The 16073-nt window shown below is 58.3% G+C and carries 11 protein-coding genes and 1 pseudogene; 11 read left to right on the plus strand and 1 reads right to left on the minus strand.

The window, feature by feature from the left end:
* The 11 genes and pseudogenes from G3N64_RS18700 to tssJ all read left to right on the plus strand — a co-directional run.
* Window positions 1–237: AAA-associated domain-containing protein (locus G3N64_RS18700; protein ID WP_204495783.1), on the plus strand; the 237-nt coding region annotated here is incomplete at its 5' end.
* A gap of 747 nt (window positions 238–984) precedes the next feature.
* Window positions 985–3337: pseudogene (locus G3N64_RS18705) on the plus strand (type VI secretion system tip protein VgrG).
* Between the two features lie 5 nt (window positions 3338–3342).
* Window positions 3343–5679: a M23 family metallopeptidase gene (locus G3N64_RS18710; protein ID WP_205785263.1), complete on the plus strand. Its 2337-nt coding sequence runs from the start codon at window positions 3343–3345 to the stop codon at window positions 5677–5679.
* On the plus strand, window positions 5676–6299 hold the full coding sequence (locus tag G3N64_RS18715) for a hypothetical protein (RefSeq protein WP_205785264.1): 624 nt from the start codon (window positions 5676–5678) through the stop codon (window positions 6297–6299). Before G3N64_RS18710 ends, G3N64_RS18715 begins: the two co-directional genes overlap by 4 nt.
* A 370-nt stretch (window positions 6300–6669) precedes the next feature.
* Entirely contained in the window at window positions 6670–6801 is a 132-nt protein-coding gene (locus G3N64_RS40235; protein WP_277399120.1) for a hypothetical protein, read from the plus strand.
* 383 nt (window positions 6802–7184) lie between these two features.
* Window positions 7185–7496, plus strand: a complete 312-nt coding sequence (locus G3N64_RS18720; RefSeq protein WP_205785265.1) for a hypothetical protein — start codon at window positions 7185–7187, stop codon at window positions 7494–7496.
* A 40-nt stretch (window positions 7497–7536) separates the two neighbouring features.
* On the plus strand, window positions 7537–7797 hold the full coding sequence (locus G3N64_RS18725) for a PAAR domain-containing protein (RefSeq protein ID WP_205785266.1): 261 nt from the start codon (window positions 7537–7539) through the stop codon (window positions 7795–7797).
* A complete protein-coding gene (locus tag G3N64_RS18730) occupies window positions 7797–9128 on the plus strand; it encodes a hypothetical protein (protein ID WP_205785267.1) in 1332 nt (443 codons plus the stop codon). Before G3N64_RS18725 ends, G3N64_RS18730 begins: the two co-directional genes overlap by 1 nt.
* Window positions 9094–12633: an ImcF-related family protein gene (locus G3N64_RS18735; protein WP_205785268.1), complete on the plus strand. Its 3540-nt coding sequence runs from the start codon at window positions 9094–9096 to the stop codon at window positions 12631–12633. The genes G3N64_RS18730 and G3N64_RS18735 overlap by 35 nt, the downstream gene beginning before the upstream one ends.
* Window positions 12630–14480 carry a type VI secretion system baseplate subunit TssF gene (gene tssF / locus G3N64_RS18740; protein ID WP_205785269.1) on the plus strand — a complete coding sequence of 617 codons (1851 nt, stop codon included), beginning with the start codon at window positions 12630–12632 and terminating at the stop codon, window positions 14478–14480. Before G3N64_RS18735 ends, tssF begins: the two co-directional genes overlap by 4 nt.
* A complete protein-coding gene (tssJ, locus tag G3N64_RS18745; protein ID WP_241021084.1) occupies window positions 14450–15007 on the plus strand; it encodes a type VI secretion system lipoprotein TssJ in 558 nt (185 codons plus the stop codon). Before tssF ends, tssJ begins: the two co-directional genes overlap by 31 nt.
* A 121-nt stretch (window positions 15008–15128) precedes the next feature.
* Here the strand turns inward: tssJ and G3N64_RS18750 are convergent, their stop codons facing one another.
* Window positions 15129–16007, minus strand: a complete 879-nt coding sequence (locus tag G3N64_RS18750; RefSeq protein WP_205785270.1) for a MurR/RpiR family transcriptional regulator — start codon at window positions 16005–16007, stop codon at window positions 15129–15131.
* Window positions 16008–16073 lie beyond the last annotated feature (66 nt).

Consider the following 16073-nt stretch of genomic DNA (forward strand, 5'->3'; position numbering starts at 1 on the left):
TTCGCGGATCATCTGCTGAAGCACGTGCCGCTCGCCGCGCGGATCAAGAAGGTGCTGAACGAGCGCCCGGGCCATCGTGCGCCGCGGGTGCGCTTCGAGCAGGAGCTGGAGGATTTCCTGTCCGACGAAGCGGCCGAGGAGACGCTCGATGCGGTGATCGACTGGGGGCGTTACGGGGAGGTGTTCTCGTATAACGACAAGACCGAGGTGTTCAGTCTCGAGGATGTCGAGTCGTGAAGTCTGGAAGTTGATTCGTGTGGTGCGACATCCATCCGTCATCGATGTCGCACCTACGTCGGAGCCTGCTGCATAGCCGGCAGCCTTACCGACGAGTCAGGCCGTGACGGTTCCGGCCAATCCACCGAAGAGCGATCACCAGATCGGCGACGAATCCGAGCGTCATTCCGGCATGGGTGCAACACCATGTCACGCCATTCTCTGACCGCACTGCCGGTCAGACTGCCCCGATTAGCCATATCCCAAGTAGCAAGATCGAATCGCGACTATCGCGTGACAATTTTATACATTGTTCGATTCGATTGTTTCCGGAGCTAGTCGATCGATTTCGTATGGGGATGCGCGGATTTAGAGGGCGATTTATTGAGTGTTTATCGAGCGATCATTAACTCGAATTTTAGAAAGATTGATTTCCCACGATGAGGAATGGCACTGGAGGGTGGCCGCCGCGCCCATCTAAGGTTTGCGGCGTGCGGGCCAGGTGCTTCATCCAAGGATTCTGCTCTATCGGCGTCTTGAGAGAGGCGGTGTCGAGATACTCCGGTGCGATAAAAATAAAAATGAATTTAATCAAATGCGGGGCGTTGCTTTGAGCATATCAAAAAAGATAACGGCTTATCAGGTCCGGGCAGTGTGTGTTCATTTCCATGAGCCTATGCTTCACTGGCGAGAGCGTAGTGGCACCGCGTCCCCGAATGCATGAGTGGACGAACGTGCCGGTGTACAACCTCTCGTTCAACAGCAGCCATGCCAACCATTCAGGATGTGCTGAAACACCGCGGTTCGGTCGTTACCCAACCGCTGCATCTGGAGATCGCGACGCTGGATGCGCCGATTTCCGTTTTGTCGTTCGTCCTGACCGAGGAAATGAATACGCGATTCCTCGCGGACATCACCGTGACGTCGAAGGACAAACGGATCGACGGTGCGGCGATCGTCGGTCGGCCGGCGATTTTCACGATCGAGGAACACGCGTCCGTGCCGTCGATGGCGGGGGATGATCGCTCCGGTTCGGCATGCGGCGCGTACCGTGCACGGCGTTGTCACGCAATGGACTCGAGTCAAGGCGTCTCGCGACGAGGCGACCTATCAATTGCACGTGAAGCCGCGTTTCTCGCTGCTTGAAGAGGTGCACGATTCGGCCGTATTTCTGGACCGGTCGTTGCACGAACTGCTGGCCGACGTGATCGTCGATCGCAGTGTGTTCCAATCCTTCGATGTCGAGTTCGAGCTGGAGGGGCTCGACGGGAAGCTGGAACAAACCGTGATGTACGAGGAGACGGTCGCGAACTTTATCGACCGGCATTGCCGGCGTGCGGGGGTCTATTACTACTTCAAGCAGGCCAGGAAGGAGGACGGCCCGCAACGCGACACGTTGGTGTTCGGCAATACGCCGCGCGGCTATATGCGAGCGCTCGAGGTGCCATTGCTGCCGCATTCCGGCCTGGTGAGCTGGCACGAGGCGATTCTGACGCTGGAAGCCACGCGCGCGCTGGTGCCGCAGAAGGTGCGCGAATGGGATCACAACTACCGCATTCCCGACGATCCGCTACAGGTCGAAGCGGTCGTGGCCCACGACGACCGCTCGGTGTACGGGAGCGTGAACCGCAGCATCGAGCATTTCCATTCGGTCGAAGAAGGCCAGGCGCTGGCCGACGCGCGGCGTGACGAACTGCTCACGCGGCAGATGCGCCTCTCGGGCACGAGTAACGTCATTGGCATGACGCCCGGCATGGTGGTGAGGATTACCAATGACGTGGTGCCGGAGGCGCCGCACGGGATGGTGATCACGAAGCTCGTCACGACCGGCAGCCGTAGCCAGTCGGTGATCAACACCTTCGAAGCGATTCCCGCGCACCAGACCTATCGGCCGGAATATGTTCCTGAAAAGCACTGGCGATGGGTCACCGGCATGCTGATCGGTGTGGTCGAGTCCGGCGACGACGAACCGTACGCGTGGATGGATGAATACGGCCGCTATCGCGTCAGGCTCCTGTTCACCCGGCATAGCGGCAAGCGCGGCACGAACAGCATGCCGTTGCGCCTGCTGCGTACGTCTGCGTCGTATCGCGGCGGCCTGCACATCCCTCTGCTGCCGCGGTCGGAAGTACGCGTCGTCGCGACTCAAGGAAATTGCGATCGCCTGCTTATCGCTGGGGCCCTGCATGACTATGCGCATCGGGACCTCGTGCATGGCAAAGAGGGATGGTACAGCCGAGCCGTGTTCCGCTCCCCGCTGCTCGGCAACAAGCTGCGCTTCGAGGATCTGAAAGACCGCGAAGGCATCCGCCTAGCGACGGTGTTCGGGCAGTCGTCGCTCAACATGGGTTGTCTTGTCGATAGTGAGAAGAACAAGCGCGGCGAGGGCTTCGAGCTGACCACGCAGGACTGGGGCACGGTGCATGCGCCGAAGGGGTTGTTCGTCTCGGCAGATGCACCAGGCGGGTCCGGGCAGCCGCACCTTGATATGCCCGCCGCTGTCGCGCAACTCAAGTCTGCATTGCAGCGTGTAACGGACCTTGCGGCCGCGGCGACGCAGGTCAAGGCCGATCCTGCGGACCGTGCGACGCAGGCGGCGCTGTTGGACAGCCTGAATCAGCTCCGCGACGCGGGGTTGCTTGCGAGTGCCCCCGGCGGGATGGCATTCGTGACACCGAAATCGGTGCAGCACTCAGCGGGAGAGAACGTGATCGTCACCGCAGGTCAGGACCTGGACGTGAGTGTCGTCAGGCGGCTGCGCATGGTGGCGGGTGACCTGATCTCGCTGTGCGCGCACAAGCTCGGCATCAAGATTTTTTCGAAAGGGAAAATCGAGTTGCAGGCGCAACGCGCTTCGATGGATCTCTTCGCCGACGAGCAATTGCATGTGTCGAGCGCCAGCGCGAATGTGCTCGTGAGCGCCAAGACCGGGGCGATGGTGGCCAGCGGCGGCGCGTCAATGACCATCGAGAACGGCAATGTCGTATTCAACTGTCCGGGCGAGTTTCGTATCAGGGCTGCCTCGTTCACGTTCGAAGGGCCGCGCAATACGTCCATCAGCTTGCCGCAACTGCCGGTGAGCGACTACCAGCCCAGCGACAAATACAGCCATACACGGTAACGATCATGATTATCAGCCCGCCATTTCTGCCCAAAGCCGGTTTCGCGGCCCCGACCGGGACGAACCCCGATCCGATGATGGATGCGGTAGACCAGTTCGAAGGCGATCACGGCATCTATCCGATCGCCCACGATCGGCGCTGGCATTGTGGCATGCATCTTCAGTCCGATACGAAGGGCGAGGTGTACGCGATTGCCGACGGGGAAGTCGTTGCCTATCGCGTCTGCCAGCATGCCGTTGACAGCGGCAAGAGCCATACGGGATTTGTGTTGCTCAAGCATACGACCGAGACGGGTGAAGGTCGTACGCTGACCTTCTATTCGCTTTATATGCATCTGTTGCCGCTGGCGGAGTATCAGGAGCACGGGGCGAACGCAGAGGCGATGCCGGAATTCCTGCGCATGCCGACTGGCCCGGTGAGCAAGGGGCAGGTGACGCAGGCGGTCTCGGGGGAGGGCAAGAAGGTTCGTCGCAAAGATGTACTGGGGTGGTGTGGGCAATATGAGGGTATGCCGCATTTGCATTTAGAAATCTTCATGTTGCCGGCGGATTTCGACACTTATTTCGGGAGCACGCAACTGGGTAGGAGCGTGCCGACCCCGCCGAATGGAACGGACTGGTGGGGGCACGCGTATTTCATCATTCCGGCAGGCAGCGACTTTCGTCGTTTGCCTGAGAAGGCCGATGCTCGAAACAAACTGCACGGGATTGAATTCAGGCCGGGTCAAGAGGGCTCGAACACGTTGCCGTTGCTGGTTGAAACCTACTTCACCCTCGGCTCGAAATACACCAAGGTATGGAGCGTTGCGCAAGACGGTACCCGCACGCTGCTCACGCCGCAACCCGTCGAGGAAAAGGACTACGAATACGACCTGTACAAGCGTGCGACGGCGCTTTATTCGTCATGTCCGAGCGACGGATACGAACTGCTGCGTTTCGGTTGCATCCTGTCTCCGTCTCAAACATTGGCGGCAGACGCGCGCGCGACGTGGATGCAGGTCAATTGGGCGGCAGACAAGGTGGGCTACATCGACATTAATGATTCAAGTATCCAAAAGTTCTCCGATGCGGACTTCCTGTCATTGATGGGCTGGCAAAAAATCACTGAGGGTAATACGCCGTTCGATAGTGACGGAATGTGTGATGTGGATGCGCTGAGGGAAATACTAGACGATGCCACTCCGCACGAGGTAGCAGCGGTGACGGGTGAAACGCCGGAAATTCACAAGGCGAGAGTGCTCTGGGCCTATGTAAAAAGCAACACCCAGGTACGGCAACAGCTACGCGGGTTCGTCTGCAACGCGCCGAGCGAATGGGACAGTACAAACAACGAGGAGCGCTATGCGAGGCTGCTTGACGAGGGCGGTTTCTATCACGGTAATGACAAGGGCTACAACGATTTCATGAAGTATCTGAAGGACGTTCAGTTTTGGGACAAAACGGGGCTTCCGGCGGGGCAGGCGCTGTGGTTTTTCCATCCGCTCGAGTTTATTCGGCATTTCCGAAAATCCGCATGGTTCAGTAAAGATGAGTTCGCGTTAATTTACTCAAACAGTCACATGTCTGGTAACGCGAGTGCTATCCGGGAAAAATATAGAAAACCTTTGAACTTCTCGCTTAGAAAATATGGATTGACGAGCAATCTGAAACAATCCCATTTCCTAGGCCAGGGCGCAGTGGAATCAAAATTTCTCTGTGGCATGCAAGAGACGAGTATGGTTGGTAAAGTGACTGAGGTCGCAGTTTACGGAGAGCGCATAAATCAAATTTCAGAAAAATCTGAAAAAGATCTTGGGCACTGGTATGGTGAAATTTCCTCTGAAGACGATCCGTATTTCAGATTGACCAAATATAGTTCAAAAGGCGGCTTCATAGCATCGTCGTATAGCTGGAGATTTGGGAACTGTGATAGCGAGGATGCTCAAAAATTCCGTGGCCGCGGGTTTAAGCAGCTTACATTCCGAAGCAATTATTCTGACTATTGGTTGTATCGGGGATGGATTGCACAAACGAATTTTTCCGCCTCGTGGTGGAATGATCCTCAATATAGGTTGAAAAACCGAGCGTTAATGAAAAAAATCCCTGCTCACATTGAAAATCCTCAGATTGTTGCCACTGAGCCGGAAAATTGCTTGGATTCGGGGGCTTGGTATATAACCTGTCTCAGGTCGAAGGTTCTCCGCGCTATTGACCGGGATGATTTTTGTCTCGCGAAGACGGCGGCAGAACTCGCGAGAGAGAAGAAAGTGATAGTGGATATCACTATGGGAATTAATGGAGGGGACGGCGGGATTGGCGATCGAGTCAAGTATACTCGCATGATCAAGAAGGTTCTTCTTTGAAAGTAAATCAGTTCATATTAATTGGTCTGGTAGCCGCATCAACTCTGAGCTACTGTCAGCCTATTGGTGCCGCGGGTGCTTCCGGGTATTTTGTTTTCTCCGGACGGACGACTGCTGGCGAATTTTATTGCTTAATTGACAAAGAACCCATTGGCGCAACACTGAGTTCGGATGGTGAGGTAGTTATCATGTCTGGCACCGATTACGTTCCTGTCGATGAGCTAAATCATTGTGCAGCTAATACGCCGATTCATGCGAGACGTGCTGCTCCACATGTGAGCTTCTTGTCAGACGTAAATCTTAAAGCGGGCATTTATGCGTCAATGATACCGGTTGCTGTCTCTCCTATGAGTTTTTTGGCGGTTGTTGGGAGGCTCGGGAGCGATAGGAATTTGGTGAAAATCCCGGGTTTCTATAGGGCTACCGTAAGCAAATCTAAGCTGAAAGGGGAGGCATCTTCAAATATGTTTCCTGTTATATCGCTTGATGGGAGATATGTATCATTGGATTGGCGTCAGTGTGAGGTGGGATCAAAAATTGACGTTATTGAAATAAGGAGGGGAAGGTCGGTTGAAATCGACGACAAAAAGTGCGCTGAGTTGTTCAATTGGGAAAGGTGATTTTATTGGGTGTTGGTGGTTTCCTTTGTGGCTGATGAGTCTTCTGTGAAATTTTTATAACGTGCCTGTGTTTTTTATCGGTCTCTCTTGGGTTGCGCTCGCTTTGTATGCACGGGGAGCATTTGATACGAGATTTGGGCCTACTTGCTGGATTATAAAAACAGGCGGCTCAATTCGGATGGCTCTGTATGCGTGGATGTAGATGGACTAAGTGTAACTGCCTTCATATGATTTTATAAAAATCCTGCTGATAATGTTTTTGAGTATAACGGCTATTTTGGATATAAGGGCCTTTCTCTGGAAGATGCATGGCAAATCTCTTTGTTGTCTGGTGATGATTTTGTATATGTTGCAGGAGACTATAGCTTCCATGTCTGACGAATACGCTGCTGTACTATTTTCGGTGAAAAACCCCAGTGCAGATCCTGTTTTATTTGTCTCTGCAATTATTGAATGGGTCACCTACGCCTGGCGGGAAGGTCGTGGAAAAGGCGGTGAGTAGGGTGGGCGGCGATTAATGCGATTATTGAGTCCATAAAGATTGGCCGGTAGCATGAGGTTGGTGCCCATATCATCTGTTGGTCGCATGCGGTCATCTCATAATAGGGTGGTGTCGAATTTTGACTGAAAATCAGAAATGGAATGATTTGTTTTAAGAAGGATCTGCCGATCCATGTGACATGAATGGTCGGTCATTGCGTTGGGCGAAAACGCGAAGAGTGTATTGGGTCTTGGGGGTAAGGTATGAGGAGGTGTGTTGCATTTATTTTTCCTTTGATAATTTTCATGTCGGATGCGCGTGCGAATATGGTTATATCTTGCGATAGGAGGTATTCGGCGCAAATTTTCGGCCGGTCAGCTTTGCTAGTTAAGCGGGACGGTAGGATGATTGGGGCGGTTAAAATCAATCATCATATTAATGGAGGCGTATTTTCGTTGGATGGAAGAAGTTTGGTTGTTTATGGAATACCGAATAAGATAGATCTTCGTGATCCTCGGGCTCAATTTGCTTCTGTTTATGATTTAAATCCAAGCTTGCGTATGATTTTTAGGGGGGCGTATGGTGGTGGGATATATGAGGTTGCAATTGGTTCTGGTAAAAAAATATTTGTTTCTAGTCGTTTTGAGTTTGGTTTCGTAGATATAGGGAATATAAAAATAAAATCGTATGACCCAATTTCGGAGCCGCGGTTTTAAAGGCGGAAATGTAAGCTTGGCAACTGACTTTGAGGTGGTTATGAAATCCCCCATCCGACAAGGCGACAAACTCGAACACGGTGGCGAAGTCACCGGTGGCTCGTCCTGGACGATATTCATGGGCAAATCGCTTGCCCGCAAGGGCGACGAGGCGACTTGCAATCTGCATGGCCCAACCTTCATCGACGAAGGTGCCGACAAGTTTCCTGATCGCGACAACAAGCCGTTCGCGCTGGACGGCCATCGCTGCGCATGTGGTTGCCAGTTGATCTCGTCGCTGCCGAACGTCCACTTCGAATAATGCCCGTCGACCTCTCTCACGCGGGGCTCCCGAACGCCTATCCGAGCCGCCCGCGCTTCTGGCCGTGGTGGTTCTGCGTCTGGTCGGCGTGCGCGGTGCTCGGAGCGGTGACCACTCTGCTAATTTGGCCAAAGGGTGAGCGGGCGGCCGGCCCATGGTTCTGGTTCTGCGTTGTCGGTATCCCGAGCGGACTTTTCGGCTTTCTGTTCGCGATCGAGCGCGCTCGCTATGAGGCAATGTGGTACCGCGCATACCACCGCAACCTCCATCGCGACCGATGGCTGGCGGAGCGCATCCGTGTCGCGCAGCAGCCGCTTCGGGTGCTGGGCGTCGGCTATTGCTTGCCCTTGAACGACCAGACGCTTGCACAGGCGATCGATGCGGGGGTGCGTTTGCCGCGACAGCAGCAGCCTCGTCTGGGCGCGGGTGTCGTTGAGCACTGCCGCTTTGACGACCCGTTGGAACTATCCGAGGAAGCCGACGAGGCCGAGGAAGCCGACCCGACAGAGGAGAGCGATACCGTAGCGGATACACCTCCAAAGCGACCCGTTACCCCGCTCACACTCAGGATCGCCGAAGCGCTCGAACCGCTCGCTGCGAGCCTGCACGCGCTCACGCACTACGAAGCCGCCTACTGGCCGAAAGTGCGCGTACTGGCTGAGCCCGGCGAAGAAGCGTTGCGTGAGGAGGAGGTGCGCGACGCGCTGCGATTGGTTGGTCTTCCGCCTCTCACTGTGCTACCCACACCCGCTTCGCACGGGTTGCTGCTGGCGGACGCGTGGCTCGATGCCCGCGACGCATGCCCGCTGCTCGTGATCGCAATGGCTTGGCACGAAGAACGACCGCCGACCGGCAGCACGGAGGGATGCGTCGCGGTGCTGCTCGACGCCGGCTTCTACGCTCTACCCGAAGGTGTACACGCGATGGCGACCCTGCATCGCCCCGTCGAAGGCAACGCCGACGAAATCGAATACGGTTTCGCGAATGCCGTGATCTGGGGCAGGTCAGACGTCACTGCCGTGACGCGTGCCTGGGTCACACGTGCCGTCAAGCGTTGCAATCAGGGGCTGCGGATCGCGAACCTGGAGGCGCTTGCGAACAGCGAGGCCCAATGTGACCTCGCCTACATCGTGGGCGATTTTGGTAGTGCGAGCGGATGGCTGTCCGTCGCAGCCGCTACCGAATGTGGTGCTGCGGATGCGCCACAACTGATCATCGATGGCGTGCAGTCCGCCGTCATTCATGTGCTTCCCGGTCCACGCGGGAAGGATTCTTCATTGCCTGGACACGCTCAGCATGACCGATCCGAAACTGACCTTGCGATCGCTTGACGCAGCACCCGCTGCAGCGTCTGCGCCCTCCGGACGCCTCGCACTCTGGGGCGTGGTTGTCTCCGCGCTGATTGTCGCGGCGTGCGCAATTGGCCTCGTATGGAGCCGGGGCGACCTGTTCGATCTCGCGCCAGGTGTAGCACGTATGCAAGTAGTGATCGTCATCGTCATCGCGCTGATCGTCTTCGTCGCCGTACATCTCTGCTTGTTTTTTATCGGTGCATACACCATTGCCGGACAGACGTTTCGCAGGGATATCGGCGACGCGACGAAGGCGCAGAAGCCGTTGAAATTCGATGCCCGTCTGCAACGCGTGGCCGAGGAACTACGCGCCTCGCGGGGCAGGCTCTGGCGATACCGATCACCGTGGCTGATGGTGAGCGGCGCGGATACATTGATCGATCAGGTCGCGCCGGGCCTGAAGCGAGCGGGCGCGATACCGGTCGGCAACGCGATTCTCGTGCACGTGGCACCGGACGGCATCGAGGCTGGCACATGGCGCCGACAAATCCGTAAGCTGCGGGGCCGGCGGCCGGTCGACAGCATTGTGCAGGTTACGCATTCGGACGATCGCGATACCGAACTGCCGCGCGCACTCGCCGCGCTTGTGACCGACATCGGCTGCGCCGCGCCTGTCACGCTCCTGCACGCAGTGCCCGCGCACGGCGATCGACCCGAAACGTTCGAGGCGATCGGTGCATTTCCCGGGCTGGCGTACAAGGGTGGGCAGCCGGCGCGGGCATTACGCGATCAGCTTGCCGAGATCGAGCGTGGGACGGCGGATGCAGGCGTTCGTCTGTGTACAGCACCCACACGTATCACCTGCCTAGCCGAAATCTCACAATACATCGGGAAGCAGCACGAAGATATCGTCGCCAGCTGGCAAACGCTCCTTGGTTCACCCTGGCTGCGAACACCGCTGGCGGGCGTGATGTTCGCACCCGTATTTGCGACAACGGCGGCAATGCCGACGCCAGTGCCGGTCACCGTGGACGGGAGCGCGACAGTTCCGAACGTCCCGATCGATCTCCCGCCGCAACCGGCCGCTCTGCTGCCAGCATGGCACGCAATCGCCAGTCGGAGGCGTATTGGCCGGCGAGTGGGATTCTACTGGCCGAACGCGCTGGCGATGTGCTTGATCGTTGCGACCATCGCGTGGTGCGCATGGATGTCCGTGTCGTTCATTGCCAACGAGCGGCTCATGCGAGATGCGCAGGCAGCAGCGAGTGCGGCGGTCGATGCGCGGCCGCAAACGGCCGCCGCGTGGCGCGCGCAACTGGCGCTGCAAAGGGTGATGGAAACGCTCGAATACCGGCAGCAGCATGGCGTACCGTGGTACCTGCGGGCGGGTTTGTCGCGTAATGACGATATCCTTGACGGTCTCTGGCAACCGTATCAGGTAGCGGCGACGCGCAACCTGCAGACGCCTGTCGTGCAAACGATCGGCAAGCTGCTGCAGGCTGCGGATCAGGCGCGAGCCGACAGCCTTCAATCGCAGGACACGAGGGGCAGTACCTACAACGCGCTCAAGACCTACCTGATGCTCGGCGACCCGTCGCGGGCAGATTCGGCGTTTCTGAAGCGCTTGCTCGTAGCCCTCTGGCCGCGTCCCGTGGAGATGCCGCTGGGTGAGCGTGACGATACCGGCCGACGGCTCGCAGAGTTTTACGCCGATCACCTGAACGCGCATCCCAATTGGCGAATTGAGACGGACGATCAACTCGTGACAGCGACTCGCAACATGCTGGTCACGCAGATAGGACTCGCGTCGGCTGACGACACGGTGTACCAGCGCATTCTCGACGACGTCAAGAACAAATATGCCGACGTGTCGCTTGAAACGCTCCTGAATGGCGCCGATGCGCGAGGGATGTTCGTGGCGTCGCAGGCCGTGCCCGGAATCTATACGCGTGCGGCGTGGGACGGCATGATCGCCACGGCGATCGACAAGGCTGCCGGCGAGCGCCAGCTCAGCAGCGATTGGGTGCTGACTGGCAAACAGCCGCAGCAGACAACCGGTAACCCGCTCGCGCACGGTGCGATCCAGACCAGGACGATCGTGGACGAGAAACGTGCAGGCGAGGAACTGAAGCAGCGATTGACGGCACGCTATTTCGGCGAGTACACGGCCGCATGGCAGCGCATGCTCAACAGTATGCAGTGGCAACCGACGTCCAATCTCAGTGGCGCGATAGAACAGCTTTCTCGACTGGCGGATGCACAGACTTCGCCGTTGATCGCATTGATGAAATCCGTGCAATATCAAGCGCAGGCGGGGCGGCCGTCGCAGGCGCTAGCCGATACGCTGGTTAGAAAGGCGCAGAATCTGATCGGGACCGACGAGGACGCATCGACCGTCGTCTACCCGCTCGACAAGCCGTTTGGGCCACTGCTGGTGCTGACAGGCGACACGAACGCGTCACCTGCCGCTGCAAATGGGAAGGGCAACACACCAGCCAACATCGCGCTAAGCGGCGTGAGCCTGTCGCGTTACCTGACGGCGGTCACGATGATGCGGCTGAAGCTGCAACAGATCGCGAGCAGTCCTGACGCGCAGGCAATGGCGCGCACGCTCGCGCAGGCAGTGTTCCAAGGCAAGTTGTCGGAATTGTCCCAGGCGCGCGATGACGCGGCGCTCACGGCCGCGAGCCTGGGTGCGGCGTGGGCGGGGTTCGGCAATGCGATGTTTGCGCAGCCGCTCGAGTCCGCATGGCAGACGATCCTGCAACCGGCCGCAGCGAGCCTGAATGACGCGTGGCGAGCCAGTGTTGCCGCGCCGTTCAACGCGGCGATGAACGGCCGCTATCCATTCTTCGATACGCAGGCCGATGCGTCCTTCGCGGAACTTGGACGCTATGTGCGACCCGATACAGGGTTGATTTCGCGTTTTGTCACGACACAGCTGGCCGGTGTAATGAAACCCGAGGGCGACCGTTGGGCGCCAAATGAGCTGGCACCGCAGGCATTGCAGTTCGACCCGACATTCCTGAGCGCCATCAGGCAGCTGTCGGCGGTTGGCGCGCAACTCTACCTGCAAGGCGATGCGGGTGGGAAATTCGAAATGATGGCGCTGCCGACACCGCAAGTGACGCGTTCGGAACTGTCGATCGACGGCAAGCAGATCGTCTATTTCAATCAGCAGGAGCGCTGGACGCCACTGGCGTGGCCCGGCAATGGCCTGAACGGGCACGCGCGGCTCACATGGCAAACGCTCAATGCGGGCCTGCAGCAGGCGTTCGATTCGACTGGCGATTGGGCGTTCCTGCGGCTGCTGAGCAAGGCCGACATCAAGCCGCTCGATAGCACGCGTTATCGGCTCACGTGGAATGCCGGGAACGATGAGCCGCTGTCGTACGTGTTGCGCACGCAGATCGGTGCAGGGCCGGTCGACCTGCTGAAACTACGTGGGTTCCGCATGCCTGATCGAATTTTCGTCGTCGGCAAGGCGAGCGCCGCTTCGAAGATGTCGCTCCTGCCACCGCTGCCACCGGATCTCCAACCATGAGTGAAGAAAAAAACGAACCGACGATGCCTGAAGGGGGCGGTTTCGGTACGGACGACGATCCGTACCTGCGCTACTTCGATGCGGAGATGCGTTACCTGCGCGAAACGGGGAGGGAATTTGCGAAATCCCAGCCGCATGTCGCGCGCCGTGTGGGGATGTCGATGCCTGGCGCGCGACACGACAGTGTGGAGCAGACTTACGAGGGTTTCGCGTTCCTCATGAGCCGGCTGCGAATGAAGCTCGACGACGCGCTGCCGGAAATCACCGATCCGCTGGTCGATCACCTATGGCCACATGCAGGCCGCACGATTCCGTCGCTGGCCATCCTCGAGTGCACGCCACGCACCGGCGAGGCGCGGATTCTCGATACGTTGCCGCCGGGGTTGCAGGTACGTTCGACACCGGTCGGACCGGATGGGACGATATGTGTTTATCGAACCACTCAGGCGATACGTCTGCTTCCGCTCACCGTGCGCGACGCGGGCGCGCGCATGCGCGAGGACGGTCGTACGGTGATCCGGCTCGCGTTTGACCTGCTGCACCGCGAGCAGCGCTTGCTGGACGACCTGTCGCGTATCCGGCTATACCTGCATGGCGACCGACCGATTGCATCGGCGCTGTACGGCGTTTTCACGCGCCAGGTCGAGTCGATCGGCGTGCGCATGCCGCGCATACTCGACGGCCAGCTGCAACCACGGGCGGCGATGTCTATCGAGGCGGCCGGCTTTGGCACGCAGGCGCGACTGTGGCCGATCGATCTCGATGTGCGCGACGCCAATCTCGACCGCGAGCAGACGATGCTCGAATATTTCACGTTCCCCGAGAAGTTCCACTTCGTCGACTTGTGCGGTTTCGACGCGGCCAGTGTGCTACCGGGCGAAACGCGTCTTGAATTCGATATCGTGATCCGGGATCGGATACCTGGTGACGTCACGTTCGGCGCGGACAACATCCGGCTATTCTGCACGCCGGTGATCAATCTGTTCGAACTGGATGCGCAGGCAATCCGGCCCAACGTACACGACCGTGACTATCCGGTGTGCGCCCCGGCGTCAGCGGGCGAGCACGTCGAGCCCTACGACGTAATGTCGGTAGTGGCAAACGATCCACGCACCGCCAGGCAATACACCTATCAATCGATCAAGGAATTCCGGCACCGGGGCGGGATGATCCGACACGAGTCGCCGGATCGGTACTACCACTCATTGGTTCGGCAGGGCGTGACGGGCCGGCGCGAGATGGTCGTGACGTTAGGCGGGCATCTCTGGGACGAACCCGGTGGCCTGCCGGACGGGCACGTAACAGTTCGGGTGTTGGCGAACAACGGGCGCTTGCCGCGTATGGCGCTGCGTGAATCGATGATTGCCACGCCTGCTTCGACTTTCAACGGTGTCGAACGCGTGCGCAATCTGACCGCCCCGACGATGCCGCTGTATCCCCCGCGCGGCGGGGACTATCACTGGCAGGTGATTTCTCACTTCAATGGTGCCGGCACAACCGAGCTGAACCTGATGGACGCGAATGTGTTGCGCGGCGCACTGTCGTTGTACGACTGGACGCGACGAGACGATAACCGGAGACGTATCGAGGCGATTCATTACGTCTGGCTCGACGAGGAAACGGAACTGGCAGGTGCGCGTGTCGACCGCATCGTGAATGTGAACGTGGGTATCGAGCCGGCGGGTTTTGCCGGGCCGGGTGACGTCGCGTTGTTCGGTGACGTACTCAGCCGCTTCGTAGGCCGCTACGCGAGTGTCCATTTTGCGGTGCGGCTCGCTCTGTATGAAGGTGTGGGCGGTCCGATCCGGCGCTATCCATGCACGATCAAAACGGGAGATTGGTTGTGACGCTGCGAGCAAATCGGATGATGCGAAGCGTTCGACTGGCGAGTGCTGCTGCGATGGCGGTCGCGTTGTTGTCTGGCTGCGGCACGTGGCAAGCGGTGAAGGACACGACTGCCGACATGACGCGAGCGATTTTCATCGCGAAGATCAAGCAGATGAATCTCGTGATCGAAAGCCGTTCCGCACTCAACGAGAACGAGCAAGGACAGTCGCTACCGGTTGTGATGCGCGTCTACCAGTTAAAGGACGCGAAGGTTTTCGAGAACGCAGCTTACGTCCAGTTGCTCGATGACGACAAAGCGCTACTGAGTGCCGATCTGCTCGGCAGTCAGGAGGCCACGCTTGCGCCTGGCGCCACCGTGAGGCTTTCTGCGCCATTGACGGATGACGCGCAAATCGTTGGTATTGCAGGGTTCTTTCGTGATAACGGCGGTGCCGAGTGGCAACTGACGATTCCGAAGTCGCAGTGGAAAAAGACGGATCCCGTCAGGCTGGTCGTGACGGGCAACCGGATGGAACTGGTGCCCTGAACGAGTTATCGCGAAGATTGTTGGAGTCACGCATTCAATGTTATGGATTGCAGTTGTTGATTCAGGTTGCAAACCCGACGGTGTCGAGCGCTGAAGCCGATGCTTGAATGGCGATAAGTCGTCACTCCGGCAAATCGCGCTGGTTGGTGTCCTGCCCGATGCCGCCGGTGTTGAGATGTTCGATCTTCTCCATCCGCTGCCGCGCCATCTCCGGCAATTGATTCGTCACACCGATCACGAGCGCTTCGGCGAGTGCGAGCGCCGGCACGTTCGTCTGAAGCATCGCAAACGGCTGCCCCCGGATCCGCAGCACGATCTCGGCAAATTCGCCGATCGGCGAGTGCCATTCGTCCGTGATCAGCAGCACGCGTGTGCCGAGTTGGTGAGCGGCCTGCGCGAACCGGATGCTGTCCCGCTGATAACGGCGAAAATCGAAGATGACGAGCACGTCGCCGGGCCCCATGTCGGCCAGCGCGACCGACGCGAGGTTCACGTTCGGTTCGACATACTGAACATGGGGCCGCGCATAGGCGAGGGTGAACGAAAACAGCGACGCGAGCGGCGCCGTGTAGCGCCCGCCACCGCAGAAGACACGCGCATCCGGATTCGCCAGCAGTGCGACCGCGGCGTCGAACGCCGCCGCATCGAGCCCTTCGATCGTCGTGGCCAGCGACTCGGACAGTCGCTGGAAAATCGCCGAATGACTGTCGCGCATGCCAGCGGACGAATGGAACGCATCCATCCGCGCAAGCGGCGAGTTCATCGCCGTGTCGATTTCGCCGTACAGCGCCTGCTGGAACGACGAGTAATTCGGAAAGCCGATCCGGACGACAAAGCGAAACACGGTCGGATCGCTGACCTCAGCCTGTTTGGCAAAGCTCGCAATCGGTCCGAGCCCGAGGCTAGGGTAGCGATCCAGCAATGCCTGCGCGACCTTCTGTTCCGACGGCGTGAAGCTATCCATCTGGGATAACAGCAACGCCCTGATGCTCGTCCCCATCGGGCACTCCAGCTCTCTGATCTGAATAAAAAACGGCAGACGTGAGTCTGCCGACGACTTCACGCA

It is taken from the genome of Burkholderia sp. Ac-20344 (assembly GCF_017104975.1).
Lineage (GTDB): Bacteria > Pseudomonadota > Gammaproteobacteria > Burkholderiales > Burkholderiaceae > Burkholderia.